The organism is Aquitalea magnusonii, from assembly GCF_003202035.1.
Taxonomy (GTDB): Bacteria; Pseudomonadota; Gammaproteobacteria; order Burkholderiales; family Chromobacteriaceae; genus Aquitalea; species Aquitalea magnusonii.
Genome location: NZ_QJKC01000008.1, coordinates 73,379 through 87,352, shown reverse-complemented (window position 1 = coordinate 87,352; position 13,974 = coordinate 73,379). Strand labels below are relative to the sequence as shown.

Below are 13,974 nucleotides of genomic sequence, written 5' to 3'. Positions count from 1 at the left end.
GCTACGGCCCGCTTTGTTGTTGCTGTGGCTGTGTTTTTGCCCTGGCCGTGCTTGTATTGCGATGAATTGACGCTATCTTGCTTGGTATACGCTGGAACTGTGGCATTGTTTTGCTTGCCCAAACCTGTCGCAACGGCAGCTTCGGTCATGCCTCGCCTGGCCGGGCAGGAGAAAGAAGGGTTATGTACTACGGAGAGCGCTTCAACGGGATTTCCCACCTGGTGGGAACCGTGCTGGCCATTACCGGGCTGATCAGCCTGGTGTACGTGGCGGCCGAGCAGGGTGATCCATGGAAAATTGTCAGCTTCAGCCTGTACGGTTCCACCCTGGTACTGCTTTACCTGATTTCCACGCTGTATCACAGCGCCAGGGGGCGGGCCAAGGCGATTTTGCAGAAGTGTGACCATTCGGCCATTTATTTGCTGATTGCCGGCAGTTACACCCCATATTGCCTGGTTACCTTGCGCGGGGCCTGGGGCTGGACGCTGTTCGGCCTGAGCTGGGGCCTGGCCATTTTCGGCATTATCCAGGAGTTGACGCTGGGGCGGCGCACCCGGCTGCTGTCGATGATCTTGTATGTGGTGATGGGCTGGCTGGTGGTGATTGCCATGCAGCCGCTGCTTGCCGCCATGTCCTGGGGCGGGCTGTTCTGGCTGGCCTTGGGCGGGCTGATTTACAGCGTGGGTATTTACTGGTTTATCAATGACGAGAAAATCCGCCATGGCCACGGTATCTGGCACTTGTTTGTGCTCGGTGGCAGCATCTGCCAGTTTGTCAGCGTGATGTTCTACGTGGCCTGATCACCGCTTTCAGACCATGACAAAGCCGCCACAGCGCAAGCTGCTGGCGGCTTTGTTGTTGCTGCGGAGCTTACAGCTCGAAGGGCAGCCGCCCTTGCTCCACCATATCGCACAATGCACTGACCACGACCGGATCAAACTGGCTGCCAGCGCGGCTGCGGATGTAGTCCAGGGTTTCGGACAACGCCCAGGGCTCTTTGTAAGGACGCTTGTTGAGCAGGGCATCAAACACATCCACCACCGCCACGATGCGGGCGGAAAGCGGAATTTGCTGCTCTTTCAGTTTGTTGGGGTAGCCATTGCCATCGAAGTGCTCGTGGTGGCCGCCGGCAATTTCAGAACCCAGTGACAGATAGCTTTGCCCCTCCACCATCTGCGCCGACTTGGCGAGGATGCTGGCGCCAATACCGGCATGCTGCTCCATGATGCGCCTCTCCTCGGGGTCCAGTTTGCCGGGCTTGAACAGGATGTGATCCGGTGTGCCGACCTTGCCGACATCGTGCAGGATGCTGGCCATGCCCACCATGTCCATGAATTCTGCCGTCAGCAGGTCCAGATACTGGCCGCGCTGGCGGATTTCGCCGGCAATGGCATCGGTCAGTTTCTGCACCCGCAGCACATGGGCGCCGGTATCGGTATCACGGTACTCGGCCAGGGCTGCCAGTGCCACCACGGTGGCTTCCTGCGAATGGCGCAGCTGGTTGTAGAGATAGAGGTTGTCGTAGGCCGAGGAAATACGCTGGCAGAACACTTCCAGCAGATTGCGTTCGACATCGTCCAGCGGCCAGGGCGGAGTGAAGTGCACGGCGAATTCGCGCCCGTTCTGCGCGGTTATGCACAACACATCGTAGGGGTGCTGGTAGATATTGCGTTTTTCCTGCAAGGCGCGCCGGATGGCGCTGGCCAGGTCCGGGTAGTCGTCCAGGCTGCCGCTTTCCAGCAGGCTTTCATAGGCGCCGGCAGCGGCCAGGATTTCCAGCTGCGGCCGGCCGGTCATGTCCGGTGTGCTTTCCACGCACAGGATGCCGTCGGTGCCGACATCGAGAATGGCGCTGATCTGCTTGAGCACGCCAGAGGCAAACTCCTTGAGCGAGAACATCTGGTACAGATCGGCGGCCCCTTCCAGAATCTTGGCCAGGCCCTGGCGGTTCTTCTCGATGGTGATCAGGTTTTCGTAGGCGCGCAAGGAGGCGATCACCGTGGTGAACAATTTCTGGACCGTCAGCTCGGTCTTGGTCTTGTAGTCGTTGATATCGTAATTGAGGATGACTTCCTGCTCCGGAGCCTGACCTGGCTGGCCTGTGCGCAGCACGATGCGGGTGGTGCTGATCTGCAGCTCCTCGCGGATGCGGCGGACCAGGCGCAGGCCGGCGTCGTCGGTTTCCATCACCACATCCAGCAGGATCAGCGCCACATCGCCATGCTGCTGCAGCATGTGCAGGGCTTCCGCCGCCGAGTAGGCGCTCAGCAGCTCGAGTGCGCGATCCTTGTAGCGGATATTGCGGATGGCCAGTGCGGTGGCGCTGTGTACATCCGGTTCATCATCCACGATCAGGATTTTCCAGGGATGCTTGTACTGGGGCAAAGGCTTGCTGTGGTCTGGCGGGTCGTCATCCAGCAGCCAGTCGTCGTCATTTGCTTGCTGCGGGCTCATTGCTTGAACTCCTTGTGCGGGATCTCAGGGGCGATGCAGGGCATGGTGATGGTGAAGGTACTACCCTTGCCAGGCTGGCTTTCTACTTCGATGGTGCCACCCAAACGTTGCCGGATGATGTTATAGACGATATGCAGGCCCAGTCCGCTGCCGCCACTGCCGCGGCGGGTGGTGAAGAAGGGGTCGAAGATGCGGTTGAGGTTTTCGGCAGGGATGCCCTTGCCGTTATCACGGATGCTCAGTTTGACATTGTTGTTGCTGCTGCGCTCGGCATGAATGCTGATGGTGCCGCCTGGTTTTTCATCAAAACCATGTACCAGGGCATTGACCAGCAGGTTGGTGATGACTTGCGATACCGCGCCCGGATAGCTGTCCAGCAGCAGGTCGTCTTCGCAGGAAATGTCTATGCTGGTCTGCGAGCGCTTGAAACGCGGCTTGAGGCTGGTGACGATTTCACTCAGGTAGTCATTGAGCTGGAAGTCGCGGCGCTGTTCGCTGGTTTGATCCACCGCCACCTGCTTGAAGCTGTGGATCAGGTTGGCCGCGCGTTCGGCATTGGACAAGATCAGCTCACAGCACTCTTTGGCCGTATCCAGATAGGCCTGGAAATCACTCTTCTTGATCCCGCCGTTATCCAGTTTTTCCGTGATGTGCAGGGTGGTGGTGGCCAGGTGCGAGGCCGTGGTCAGGGTGATACCCACCGGGGTGTTGATTTCATGGGCCACGCCCGCCACCAGACTGCCCAGCGAGGCGAGTTTTTCCGCCTCGACCAGGGTTTGCTGGGTCTGCACCAGCTGGCGCAAGGCCAGTTCGGCATTGTCCTTTTCCTGGCGCGCCTGGGCCTCGGCCGCCGTACGCATGGCAAGGTCGGCGGAAATGCGGTCGACAATGCGGTTGAAGCTGCGGGTGACTGCGCCGAATTCATCCTGGGTTTGTTGCGAGATGCGCGAGGATTTGGCGTCATCACTGCTGGCGGCACGATTCAGTGCGTCCTGCAGGCGCTTCAGCGGATCGAACACGAAGCGGTTCAGGTTGTAGGTCATCACGAAGAAGATCAGTACATCCAGCACCACGATTTCCAGCAGGATTTCCAGCAGGTGCACCAGTTGGCGGTGTTCCAGCTGGCTGCGGGACAGGTAGACGGTGGCCGTGCCAAGCTTTTCACGATTCTGGTAGATGATGGGCAGGGTCAGCACGTCATCACTGCTGGGCTTTTCGGAGGGGGCCATGTCGCGCAGGGTATTGTTGTCGCTGCGGATGCGGCCGATGTTCAGCCCGGCATCACCGGTGATGCGGATGGCCACCACGGAGTTCCAGCCCAGTTCGGCATCCAGTGTCAGGCGGGTATAGGAGTCGTCCATCTGCCAGACCCCATGTGGCAGGGACAAGGATAGCCGCGCTTGCAGCGAGGCACGCTGTGCCTGGTAATCTGCTTCATCCTGGCTGCGGTTCTGGTTGTATGACAACAAACCGGTGATCGCCACGATCACGGTCACCCCCATCATCAGCCAAAGCCTGAGCTTCGATTTGATACTGTTCATTGATTTTATTATCCCTCTTACCCTGTTTGAATCCTAGAAACTCAACCCGGGAATTGCCACATCTGATTGCTAAGCATGTTGGCATCGCAGTATGAAGCTGTCACGGCTGCCGCCGGTGATCGGGATAATTTAAAGGTTTATGCTTGCAAATGGCAGTACAACAAGCAGGTGCACGTTGAGGAATGCGGTTTTTTTGCACTCTTGCGCTGGTGGAATCAGTTCCGGCAAAAGTATTCGAACTGAACTAAAGGGTAGTTCTAGTGGGTTTTTCCCAGTTTCTGCAGCAGCAGCCCGCCCAGAATCAAGCCCAGTCCGATCAGGGTGGAGGGCAGGATGGGTTCACCAACAATGAAGTGGATCAAGCCCAGCGATAGCAGGGGCGACAGGAAAATCAGGTTGGCGATGCGTGCGGTACTGCTGGTGAGCTTCATTGCGCTCAGCCACAGTACGAAGGTGAAGCCCATTTCCAGGCCGCCGACATAGGCGGCGCCAGCCAGGCCCTGCCAGGCCACGGGCTTGAGTTCGCCGCTGAAAGCGCAAAAGGCCAGTGTCAGCGGCAAGGACAGCAAGAAGTTGAGCGTCAGTCCGATTACCGGTTCGCGCTGGTCGCGGGCATTGAAAATCCAGTAGCCGGCCCAGAGCAGGGTGGATGCCAGGGCGTAGCCGACGCCGGCGAGGCTGGAAAAATGCAGTTGCAGCAGCTGGCCGTGGGTGCCGATGACCAGCACGCCCAGATAGCAAATCACCGCGGCCAGCACGTCATGCCGGCTCAGCTGGTGTTTGAGCAGGGGCACCGACAGCAAGGTCATGGTCAGTGCCCAGGTGTAGTTGATGGCCTGGGCCTCCTGGGCCGGCAGCAGGGCGTAAGCCTGGAACAGGATCAGGTAGTAGGCGAGCGGATTGACTGCGCCCAGCAGCAGCGAGCCGCGCCAGTGCTGACGCAGGGCCGGCAGCAGGCTGGCAAGACGGCCTTGCCACAGCAGGATGGAAAGCAGGCTGAGGGTGGAGGCAATGCTTGCATACAAAACAAGCTGGGCAGGTGACAGATGCTGCAAGCTGATCTTGAAGGCTGTGGCCACGGTAGACCAGGCAAGAACGGCAGAAAGCCCGAGCAGGTAAGCTTTTTTTTGTTGAGGCAAGACAATTCTCCACCATATTGGTGGCTTATTTTACACAGGGCCAGCATGCTGTGCGAAGCGGAATTGTATACAAAAACAGGTGTTGGACGGGCGGCAGACTAGAGCAGGCGGTTCAGCCAGGCACTGCAGCGCTGGCTGGTGGCTGATGCGGTCAGGCCGATGGGGCCACCGGCCTGTTGCTGGTATTCATCACCGGCCAGTCCGTGTACCCGCGCTGCCAGACTGCTGGCGGCGTGCGCCTCCATGCCCTGGGCCAGCAGGGCGGCGATCAGCCCGGTCAGCACATCGCCCTGACCGGCCGCCGCCAGCGCCGGACCGCCACTGGTATTGAGCAGATAGGGTTGTCCGACGGTCACGATCAGGCTGCCGGCACCCTTGAGCAGCACGGTGCACTGGAAACGCTCGGCCAGCTGGCGTGCGGCGCTCAGGCGGTCACCTTGTACATCGGCGCTGCTGCAAGCCAGCAGGCGGGCTGCTTCTGCCGGGTGCGGTGTCAGTATGGTGCTGGCAGGGCGCCGGGCCAGTGTGTGCTGCAGGTCGGCATTGCTGGCCAGCAGGTTCAGGGCATCGGCATCCAGCACCAGGGGCAAGGTGCTGGCCAGGACCCGTTTGAGCCATTGTCGGGCCGGTTTGTCCTGACCCAGGCCGGGACCGAGCGCCAGGACGTCGGCGGCAGGCAGCGGCATGGCCGGGTCGGCATATTGCAGCATCAGTTCCGGGCAGAGCGGATCGACGGTCAGGCTGCCATCCAGTGTCAGGACATGGACTTTGCCGGCTCCGGCCGCCAGTGCTGCGCGGCCGGCCAGCAGGGCGGCACCCAGCATGCCGCGATTGCCGCCAATGAGGCATAGCGTGCCATGGCTGCCTTTGTGGCTGTCGCGGCGGCGTTGCAGTGGGCTGGCATCCTGCCGGTTCAGATAGCCCTCGGCAGGCGGAAGCAGTGCTTGCGGGCAATCGAGCCCGGCCAGTTCGATTTGACCGGCATGATCGGCACCGGCGGCATAGTACAGCCCCGGTTTGTGACAGAGAAAGGTCAGGGTATGGCTGGCGCGGATGCAGGCTTGTTGCGCCTGGCCGGTATAAGGGTCCAGCCCGCTGGGGCAGTCCAGCGCCAGCTTCAGGCAGTCCAGTGCGTTCAGCTGCGTCATGACGGCCGCCCAGTCCGCCGACAGCGGGCGGCTGAGGCCGATGCCGAACAGGCCGTCGATCAGCAGCTCGGGCGTTGGATAGTCGCTTGCCAGCTGTTGCAGCGGAATCCCGCCGGCCTGACGGATGGCTTGCAGTGCCGCCTGGCTTTGCCGGCTGGTGGCGGCTTGCGGCAGCAGGATGTCCACGCTGTAGCCAGCCTGCATCAGCAGCAGTGCCGCGTAGAGGGCATCGCCGCCATTATTGCCGGGGCCGGCTGCCACCAGAATGCGCGCATCACTGTGCAGGCGCTGTCTCACCCAGTCGGCCGTGGCGCGGGCGGCGCGTTGCATCAGATCGAGCCCTTGCAGCTCGGCTTCGGTTTCGAGCCGGCGCAAGGCCGGCAGGCTCCACAACGCGTTTTCCCGCATGGTTTACTCCTTGTGTGCTTCACCCCAGCGCGGCATCAGGCTATGGGGGATGCGCAACTGATCCAGAATGCGTGCCACGATAAAATCCACCATGTCATCGACGCTGGCCGGATGGGTATAGAAGCCAGGCGCAGGAGGCAGGATGACCACACCCAGCCGTGCCAGCTGCAGCATGTTTTCCAGGTGGATGACCGACAGCGGGGTTTCGCGTGGCACCAGGATCAGCTTGCGCCCTTCCTTGATGCTGACATCGGCGGCACGCTCGATCAGATTATCGCTCATGCCATGGGCAATGGCCGCCAGGGTGCCCATCGAGCAGGGGCAGACCACCATGGCATCGGCCGGGTTGGAGCCGGAGGCCACCGGGGCAAACCATTCTTCACGGCCAAACACCGCCAGTTGTTCTGCTTGTGCGCCGGTGCGCTGGTATAGCCATTGCTGTACTTCGGCAGGGCGAGAGGGCAGATGCAGATCCATTTCCTGCTTGGCCACCACCTGGGCTGCCTGTGAGTATAGAACCCACACGCGGGTGCCGGCGGCGATCAGCGCATCGATCAGGCGCAGTCCATAAGGCAGGCCGGAGGCCCCGGTCAGGGCGACGGTAACGGTTTGGGGTATGGGCATCAGCATCTTCCAATGGGCAGGGATCTTGCCGATGCTGTGGGCAGGATCCACCAGGGCCCGGAGGGTGGGGTGGCACTGTCCGCCGCTAGCGGCCAGTGCCGGTTCAGGCTTCGCGGAACAGCTGGCGGTGGCGCAGCAGCACCTGTTCGACGGGAAAGGCCCGTGCCAGTTGTTCGGCAATATAGACCGAGCGGTGCTGGCCGCCAGTACAACCAATGGCGACTGTCAGATAGCTGCGGTTTTCACGGCTGAATTCCGGCAGCCATTTGGCCACCAGATGACGGATGTCTTCGGTCATTTCGGCCACCAGCGGCTGCTGCAGGAAAAAATCGACAATCGCCTGATCGCGCCCGGTCAGCGGACGCAGGACCGGATCGTAATAGGGATTGGGCAGGCAGCGCACGTCGAAGACATAGTCGGCATCCAGTGGGACGCCATGCTTGAAGCCGAAGGACTCGAAGATGATGGTCAGCCGGCTGCTGTCGGCTTCCACCAGTTCCTTGATCCAGCTTTTCAGGGCATTGGCCGACAGCTCGCTGGTGTCGATGCGAATGCCCATTTCCTGGATGCTGGCCAGCAATTCCTGCTCCAGCCGTATGCATTCTTCCACCGTGGAGCCGCTGCCGGACAAGGGGTGGCGACGGCGGGTTTCGGAAAAGCGCTTGACCAGGGTTTCCGCCTTGGCTTCCAGAAACAGCAGCCGTACGTCCACCCCTTGCTGGCGCAGTTTGTCCACTTCTTGTGGCAGTGCGCCCAGCGAAGGACTGGAGCGGGTATCCACGCTGATGGCGATCTGTTCGTAGCCGTAGTCGGCATACAGCGACATGGCTTCGTGCAGCATGGTGGCTGGCAGATTGTCCACGCAGTAATAGCCGGAATCCTCCAGTGCCCGCAGGGCAATGGACTTGCCGGAGCCGGACAGGCCGCTAATCAATATCAGGCGCATTTTCCTGATCTCTGAGGAAGTTGGTATGGCGTTCGATGAATTCGCGTGTGCTGTCGATGCCGCGCAGTTGCAGGATGTAATTGCGCACGGCCGCTTCCACCAGTACCGCCAGGTTGCGGCCTGCCGCCACCGGCAGCACCACCTTGCGCACGGTCACCCCCAGGATGTCCTGGGTTTCGGACTGGATGTTCAGCCGGTCCAGTGCCTGCATGGCCTGGTCGTTGGCTTTCACCAGGTGGATGATCAGTTTGAGCACCTTTTTCGGCCGGACGGCGGTTTCACCGAAAATGGTGCGGATATTCAGAATGCCCAGGCCACGCACTTCCAGAAAGTCGCGCAGCAGCGGCGGGCAGCGGCCTTCCAGCGTTTCCGGGCCGATGCGGTAGAGCTCGACCGCATCATCGGCCACCATGCCATGGCCGCGTGAAATCAGTTCCAGTGCCAGTTCGCTTTTGCCCATGGCCGAGTCGCCCATGATCAGCACGCCGATTTCCAGCACATCCAGGAAAACGCCGTGCAGCACCGTCGACACCGCCAGCGCGCGTGCCAGATAGATGCGCAGCACATCCATCAGGTAGGGGCTTTCCAGCGGCGTGCTCATCAGTGGCACGTTATGGGTGTGGCAGTAGTCGCGCAGCAGTTTGGGCACCTGCTGGCCATTGGCCACCATCACCACCGACATGGTCTTGTGGAACAGCTGGTCCAGCGCGGTCTTGGCGGCGGATTGTTCCAGCCGGTTCAGGTAGTCGACTTCGGCCAGACCCAGCACCTGCACACGGTTGGGGTGGATGAAGTTGAGGTGACCGACCAGTGCCAGCGTGGGGCGTTGCTCGTCATTGCCGATGGGGCTGTCGGCACCGCCGGTGCCAGCCACCCAGGTCAGGTTGAGCTTTTGCTGATTGTCCTGATACAGCCGGCGCACGGTGATGCTAGGCATTATTGGTATTCCATGCAGTGAGCAACTGGTAAAGCTCGGCGCGGTGGGGGGCAGTCAGCAATTGTTCTCGCAGCTGTTTGCTGGAGAAAAGCTGGGCCAGTTCCGACAGCACCTGCAGGTGCAGATCGGTTGCCTGTTCGGGTACCAGCAGTACAAACAGGCTTTGTACCGGCTTGCCATCCGGTGCATCGAAGGGGATGGGGGCCTTCAGCCGGATGAAGACGCCGACCGCTTCCTTCAGGCCACGGGCACGGCCATGCGGAATGGCGACTCCCTGGCCCAGTCCGGTGGAGCCAAGCTTTTCCCGGGCAAACAGGCAGTCGAAAATTTCACTGCGCGCAATGCCGTGGGTGTTTTCGATAAGGAGGCCCACCTGCTCGAAGACGCGCTTCTTGCTGGCGACATCCAGGTCCGGGAGGATGTGATCCTGTGTCAGGATTTTGCCGATCAGGCTCATAGGAGTGTGTGCACGCGGCTACAAAAACTGGCCAATTCTACGTTGCCTTCATCAAAATGAAAAAGGCTCGCTGCAAATAAAAACGGGAACCCGCTGGGTTCCCGCATCGTCGGTCAGGTGATTACAGGGTGGCTTCCGGCTGAACCTGCGGAGTCACGCGGTGTTCGTTCTGCTTTTCCTTGTGCTTGAGTACCTGTCGATCCAGCTTGTCCATCAGCAAGTCGATGGCAGCGTACATGTCGGAGTCGGTGGCTTCCACATGGATGTCCTTGCCGGAGAGGTGAACGTTGACTTCCGCCTTCTGCACCAGCTTGTCCACCGACAGGGTGACGGTAACGTCGATGACATGATCGACATGGCGGGTGACACGTTCCAGCTTGCTTTCCAGGAATTCACGGAGGGCCGGGGTTACTTCGAGGTGGAGACCGGTTACTTTGAGGTTCATACCCTAACTCCTTCTTGTGTTGACTGCCCGGTCGGGTCGGCCGGGCGAGCGGATATTCTTCAAGGCGCCCTACAGTGCCTTGCGCAGGTTGACCGGTGGAATCTGCATAGCTTCACGATACTTCGCAACGGTACGTCTTGCAACCTGCATGCCCTGTTTACCCAGTTCGTCGGCGATGGCGCTGTCGGAAAGTGGCTTGGCCGGGTTTTCGCCGTCTATCATGCGGCGGATATGGGCCTTGATGGCAGTGGCCGAGCATTCGCCGCCACTGTCGGTTTCCAGGGAACTGCCGAAGAAATATTTCAGCTCAAACAAGCCACGCGGGCAGAGCAGGTATTTCTGGGTGGTCACCCGGGAAACGGTTGATTCATGCAGCCCCAGCTCGTCTGCGATATCGCGCAGGATGAGCGGACGCATGGCCACTTCTCCGTGTTCAAAGAACGCTTGCTGCCTTTCGACTATAGCTTCCGACACTTTCAGGATAGTGTCAAATCGTTGCTGGATGTTCTTTACCAGCCATTTTGCTTCTTGTAGGCGGCCGGAAAGCTCGCCTGCGCCGGCGCGGTTTTCCGACAGCATCTGGGCGTACAGCTGGTTGACCCGCAGCCGTGGCACGGCCCCGTTATTGAGTTCGGCCACCCAGCGGCCGCGGCGCTTGCGCACGGTGACATCGGGGATGACATAGTGCACGTCTTCGCCACCGAAACCGGCGGCCGGATGGGGGGTCAGCCTTGCGATCAGTTGCTGGGCCTGGCGGATGGCGTCGTCGTCGACGCCGAGTATGCGCTTGAGCCGGGTATAGTCGCGATTGCCCAGCAAGTTCAGGTGTTCTGCCACGATCTTGCGGGCTAGTGCATGGCCGTTTTCCTGCTGTGGCAAACGGTCCAGTTGCAGGCAGAGTGATTCGGCCAGTGAGCGGGCGGCGATGCCGGCAGGGTCGAATTGCTGCAACAGGCGCAGGCCGACCATCAGTTCGTCGGCTTCCAGCTCCAGCTCCAGCGGCAGATGGCTGGCCAGCTCTTCCAGGTCGACACTGAGAAAACCATTGTCGTCCAGTTCTTCGATCAGCAATTGCACGATGGCCTGATCGCGGGTGGGCAGGGTCAGCTCGCCCAGCTGGGCCAGCAGGTGCTCGCGCAGGCTGACCGGGCAGGGGACGTTGAGCATGGGGTCGAACTCGTCGTCGCCGTCGTTGCGGCGGCTGCCGCTGCCCCAGTCGGTGAGTTCCCCGCTGCTGTCATCCCGCGGGCTGCTGTCGCTGTCCGTGCTGTCGGAGGTGGGCGTGCTGTCTTCTGCGGCCGCTGGCGTGTCGCTGCTGCTGCCTTCTTGCGTCGGCGTGTCATCGCCACGCTCCAGCATGGGGTTGTCCAGCAGGAAGCGCTCGACTTCGGTTTGCAGGTCGAGGGTGGACAGCTGCAGCAGTTTGATCGACTGTTGCAGTTGCGGGGTGAGCGTGAGTTGTTGCGAGACCCTGAGCTGTAGTGACTGTTTCATGGCTTACAGGTGGAAGTGCTCGCCCAGGTAGACCTGGCGCACTTTCTCGTTGTTGACCAGTTCTTCCGGCTCGCCGGAGGCCAGTACCGAGCCGTCGCTGATGATGTAGGCGCGGTCACAGATGCGCAGGGTTTCGCGCACATTGTGATCGGTGATCAGCACGCCGATGCCGCGTTGTTGCAGGAAGGTGATGATTTTCTGGATGTCGATCACGGCAATCGGATCGACGCCGGCAAAAGGTTCGTCCAGCAGGATGAAGCGTGGGCGGGTGGCCAGTACGCGGGCGATTTCCACCCGGCGACGCTCACCGCCGGACAGCGACAGGGCATTGCTTTCGCGCAGGTGGGCGATATTGAGGTCGTCCAGCAGCAGGCTGAGTTCCTTTTCCAGCTTGTCACCCTTGTAGCCGGCGATTTCCAGCACGGCGGTGATGTTTTCTTCCACCGTCATCTTGCGGAAAATCGAGGCTTCCTGTGGCAGGTAACCGAGGCCGAGGCGGGCACGCTGGTGGATGGGCAGGTGGGTGATGCTGTTGCCATCCAGGGAGATTTCGCCTTCATCGGCGCCGATCAGCCCGACAATCATGTAAAAGCTGGTGGTTTTGCCGGCACCATTGGGGCCGAGCAGGCCAACCACTTCGCCGCTCTGGATCTGCAGGGCGACATCCTTGACGACGGTACGTTTCTTGAAGCGCTTTTTAAGCCGCTCGACTTTCAGAATGCTGGGGCCGCTCATGGTGCGTTTCCGTCGGGTTTCTTGGCGGCAGGGGCGGTGGTGTCCCTGGGCTTGGGCTGAATGATGGCGGTGACGCGGCCACCATTGCTGCTGGCGCCACTGCTGACTTCATACAGCTCGGTTTCGGTGTTGTAGGTGATCACGTTGCCGATGACCAGGTCGCTGCCGCGTTTGACGCGGGCATTGCCGGTCAGCACGGCGACGTGGGTGACGGTGTTGTAGTCGAGCTGGTTGGCCTGGCCTTCAATCCAGTCGTTTTTTCCATCCATCTTCTGGCGGAACATCACCTGGCGCCCGGTGGCCTGCATGGTCTGGTTGCCTTGCTTGTCCTGGGTGACCGTGGCCCGGTCGGCGTTCAGTTTCAGTGTGCCCTGCACGATGATGACATTGCCCTGCCAGACGGTGACGCCCTTGAGCTGGTCGAGGTTGCCGCGATCGGCGCTGATTTCAATGGGTTTGTCGCGGTCGGCCTTTTCGGCGTGTGCGCCATGGCCGGCACACAGGGACAGCGCCAGCAAGGCCAGGCGGGCGTAGCTGCGGCATTTATTTTTCATAAGTGACCTTTGCATTGGACAGCAGCTGCAGTTGGCCGGTCTGCTGTTCATAGATGAAGCCGACGGCGCTGCCGCTCGACTTGCCGTGATAGAAGTGGGTCAGCGTGGCGGATTGTGCGATGTGTCGCACGGTGTCGATACGCATATTGCTGCTGACCACGCGGGTTTCCGGCTGCGTGGCGCTGGCTGGCTGGATCAGCGTGACCTTCTTGTCAAACAGCGCTTGTCTGGTCTTGCTGTTGTAGCGCCCGCTGTCGCCAATGGCGTGGTAGGCCAGCGCACCGTTTTTGTAGCTTTGCAGGTCGGGCGTTTCGAAATAGGACTCGGTGCGGTCGGGATATTGCCACATGCGGCTGGCAGTCATTTTTTCCTGCAGCATGCCCTTGGGGTCGTAGCGGGTGGCCACGACGCCTTCGACCACGACTTCCGGCTTGTTGGGGTCCAGCTCGCGCTTGCTGGGTTCCCAGCGCGATACCGTATCCAGCCAGACCGTGAGCAGCCCGGTGATGAGCAGCAGCAGGATGGGAAACAGCCGGTGCGAGCGGATCATGCCAGATACCTGGCCACGATGGCATCGAAATTGCCCTGGGCCTGCATGATGAGTTCGGCCAGTTCACGCACGGCGCCCTGGCCGCCGGGAAAGCCGGTGACGTAATGGGCGTGCTGGCGCACCAGGGTGGGAGCGGCCGGTACGGCCACCGCCAGGCCGACGCGGCGCAGCACCGGCAGGTCGATCAGGTCGTCGCCGATAAAGGCGCATTGCTCCGCGGTGACGCCGGCCTGTTCCAGCAGCTGGGCCAGTGCTTCCTGCTTGTTGTGGATGCCGCCAAAATAGAAGTCGATGCCCAGGGCCCGGGCGCGGTGTTCGACGCATCGATCGGCGCGGCCGGAGATGATGGCCAGCCGCACCCCGGTGGACTGCAGCAGCTTGAGGCCCAGGCCGTCCTGCACGTAGAAGGATTTGCTTTCTTCGCCCTGGGCGTTGTAGTAGATGCGGCCGTCGGTGAGGACGCCGTCCACATCCATGATCAGCAGCTTGATCTTGCGGGCTTGTTCGGTGATGGCTTGCATGGCTTTCCTTGTTGGCGTGCT

At 60.8% G+C, this 13,974-nt stretch carries 15 protein-coding genes; 1 reads left to right on the top strand and 14 read right to left on the bottom strand.

The window, feature by feature from the left end; translation table 11 throughout:
* The first annotated feature begins 182 nt into the window (after positions 1 to 182).
* Positions 183 to 800: a PAQR family membrane homeostasis protein TrhA gene (gene trhA / locus DFR38_RS10090; protein ID WP_059287166.1), complete on the top strand. Its 618-nt coding sequence runs from the start codon at positions 183 to 185 to the stop codon at positions 798 to 800.
* Between the two features lie 70 nt (positions 801 to 870).
* Here the strand turns inward: trhA and DFR38_RS10085 are convergent, their stop codons facing one another.
* From DFR38_RS10085 to DFR38_RS10020, 14 genes are all read right to left on the bottom strand, one after another.
* Positions 871 to 2,454, bottom strand: a complete 1,584-nt coding sequence (locus DFR38_RS10085) for a DUF3369 domain-containing protein (RefSeq protein ID WP_059287165.1) — start codon at positions 2,452 to 2,454, stop codon at positions 871 to 873.
* Positions 2,451 to 3,995: a sensor histidine kinase gene (locus tag DFR38_RS10080; RefSeq protein ID WP_082693656.1), complete on the bottom strand. Its 1,545-nt coding sequence runs from the start codon at positions 3,993 to 3,995 to the stop codon at positions 2,451 to 2,453. The genes DFR38_RS10085 and DFR38_RS10080 overlap by 4 nt, the downstream gene beginning before the upstream one ends.
* A 257-nt stretch (positions 3,996 to 4,252) precedes the next feature.
* On the bottom strand, positions 4,253 to 5,134 hold the full coding sequence (locus DFR38_RS10075; RefSeq protein WP_110313354.1) for a DMT family transporter: 882 nt from the start codon (positions 5,132 to 5,134) through the stop codon (positions 4,253 to 4,255).
* A gap of 98 nt (positions 5,135 to 5,232) precedes the next feature.
* Entirely contained in the window at positions 5,233 to 6,690 is a 1,458-nt protein-coding gene (locus DFR38_RS10070; RefSeq protein ID WP_110313353.1) for an NAD(P)H-hydrate dehydratase, read from the bottom strand.
* A 3-nt stretch (positions 6,691 to 6,693) separates the two neighbouring features.
* A complete protein-coding gene (locus DFR38_RS10065; protein WP_275576184.1) occupies positions 6,694 to 7,320 on the bottom strand; it encodes a flavin prenyltransferase UbiX in 627 nt (208 codons plus the stop codon).
* A gap of 97 nt (positions 7,321 to 7,417) precedes the next feature.
* Positions 7,418 to 8,260, bottom strand: a complete 843-nt coding sequence (gene rapZ, locus DFR38_RS10060; RefSeq protein WP_059287118.1) for an RNase adapter RapZ — start codon at positions 8,258 to 8,260, stop codon at positions 7,418 to 7,420.
* Positions 8,241 to 9,197: an HPr(Ser) kinase/phosphatase gene (hprK, locus tag DFR38_RS10055; protein WP_059287117.1), complete on the bottom strand. Its 957-nt coding sequence runs from the start codon at positions 9,195 to 9,197 to the stop codon at positions 8,241 to 8,243. The genes rapZ and hprK overlap by 20 nt, the downstream gene beginning before the upstream one ends.
* Entirely contained in the window at positions 9,190 to 9,654 is a 465-nt protein-coding gene (gene ptsN / locus DFR38_RS10050; RefSeq protein WP_059287116.1) for a PTS IIA-like nitrogen regulatory protein PtsN, read from the bottom strand. The genes hprK and ptsN overlap by 8 nt, the downstream gene beginning before the upstream one ends.
* Before the next feature lie 121 nt (positions 9,655 to 9,775).
* Positions 9,776 to 10,099: a ribosome hibernation-promoting factor, HPF/YfiA family gene (hpf, locus tag DFR38_RS10045; protein ID WP_059287115.1), complete on the bottom strand. Its 324-nt coding sequence runs from the start codon at positions 10,097 to 10,099 to the stop codon at positions 9,776 to 9,778.
* Between the two features lie 69 nt (positions 10,100 to 10,168).
* Entirely contained in the window at positions 10,169 to 11,593 is a 1,425-nt protein-coding gene (locus DFR38_RS10040) for an RNA polymerase factor sigma-54 (protein WP_059287114.1), read from the bottom strand.
* Between the two features lie 3 nt (positions 11,594 to 11,596).
* Positions 11,597 to 12,328, bottom strand: coding sequence for an LPS export ABC transporter ATP-binding protein (gene lptB, locus DFR38_RS10035; RefSeq protein WP_059287113.1), 732 nt, complete (start codon positions 12,326 to 12,328; stop codon positions 11,597 to 11,599).
* Positions 12,325 to 12,882 carry a lipopolysaccharide transport periplasmic protein LptA gene (lptA, locus tag DFR38_RS10030; RefSeq protein WP_059287112.1) on the bottom strand — a complete coding sequence of 186 codons (558 nt, stop codon included), beginning with the start codon at positions 12,880 to 12,882 and terminating at the stop codon, positions 12,325 to 12,327. The genes lptB and lptA overlap by 4 nt, the downstream gene beginning before the upstream one ends.
* Positions 12,872 to 13,432, bottom strand: a complete 561-nt coding sequence (gene lptC / locus DFR38_RS10025; protein ID WP_059287111.1) for an LPS export ABC transporter periplasmic protein LptC — start codon at positions 13,430 to 13,432, stop codon at positions 12,872 to 12,874. The genes lptA and lptC overlap by 11 nt, the downstream gene beginning before the upstream one ends.
* Entirely contained in the window at positions 13,429 to 13,953 is a 525-nt protein-coding gene (locus tag DFR38_RS10020) for a KdsC family phosphatase (protein ID WP_110313352.1), read from the bottom strand. Before DFR38_RS10020 ends, lptC begins: the two co-directional genes overlap by 4 nt.
* Between the last annotated feature and the right edge of the window lie 21 nt (positions 13,954 to 13,974).

What these genes read in the sequence shown, in the direction of transcription:
- DFR38_RS10085 (WP_059287165.1), bottom strand. Translation starts at nt 2,454, where the DNA reads ATGAGCCCGCAGCAAGCAAATGACGACGACTGGCTGCTGGATGACGAC.
- lptA (WP_059287112.1), bottom strand. Translation starts at nt 12,882, where the DNA reads ATGAAAAATAAATGCCGCAGCTACGCCCGCCTGGCCTTGCTGGCGCTG.
- DFR38_RS10070 (WP_110313353.1), bottom strand. Translation starts at nt 6,690, where the DNA reads ATGCGGGAAAACGCGTTGTGGAGCCTGCCGGCCTTGCGCCGGCTCGAA.
- rapZ (WP_059287118.1), bottom strand. Translation starts at nt 8,260, where the DNA reads ATGCGCCTGATATTGATTAGCGGCCTGTCCGGCTCCGGCAAGTCCATT.
- hprK (WP_059287117.1), bottom strand. Translation starts at nt 9,197, where the DNA reads ATGCCTAGCATCACCGTGCGCCGGCTGTATCAGGACAATCAGCAAAAG.
- ptsN (WP_059287116.1), bottom strand. Translation starts at nt 9,654, where the DNA reads ATGAGCCTGATCGGCAAAATCCTGACACAGGATCACATCCTCCCGGAC.
- lptC (WP_059287111.1), bottom strand. Translation starts at nt 13,432, where the DNA reads ATGATCCGCTCGCACCGGCTGTTTCCCATCCTGCTGCTGCTCATCACC.
- DFR38_RS10080 (WP_082693656.1), bottom strand. Translation starts at nt 3,995, where the DNA reads ATGAACAGTATCAAATCGAAGCTCAGGCTTTGGCTGATGATGGGGGTG.
- hpf (WP_059287115.1), bottom strand. Translation starts at nt 10,099, where the DNA reads ATGAACCTCAAAGTAACCGGTCTCCACCTCGAAGTAACCCCGGCCCTC.
- lptB (WP_059287113.1), bottom strand. Translation starts at nt 12,328, where the DNA reads ATGAGCGGCCCCAGCATTCTGAAAGTCGAGCGGCTTAAAAAGCGCTTC.
- DFR38_RS10065 (WP_275576184.1), bottom strand. Translation starts at nt 7,320, where the DNA reads ATGCTGATGCCCATACCCCAAACCGTTACCGTCGCCCTGACCGGGGCC.
- DFR38_RS10040 (WP_059287114.1), bottom strand. Translation starts at nt 11,593, where the DNA reads ATGAAACAGTCACTACAGCTCAGGGTCTCGCAACAACTCACGCTCACC.
- trhA (WP_059287166.1), top strand. Translation starts at nt 183, where the DNA reads ATGTACTACGGAGAGCGCTTCAACGGGATTTCCCACCTGGTGGGAACC.
- DFR38_RS10020 (WP_110313352.1), bottom strand. Translation starts at nt 13,953, where the DNA reads ATGCAAGCCATCACCGAACAAGCCCGCAAGATCAAGCTGCTGATCATG.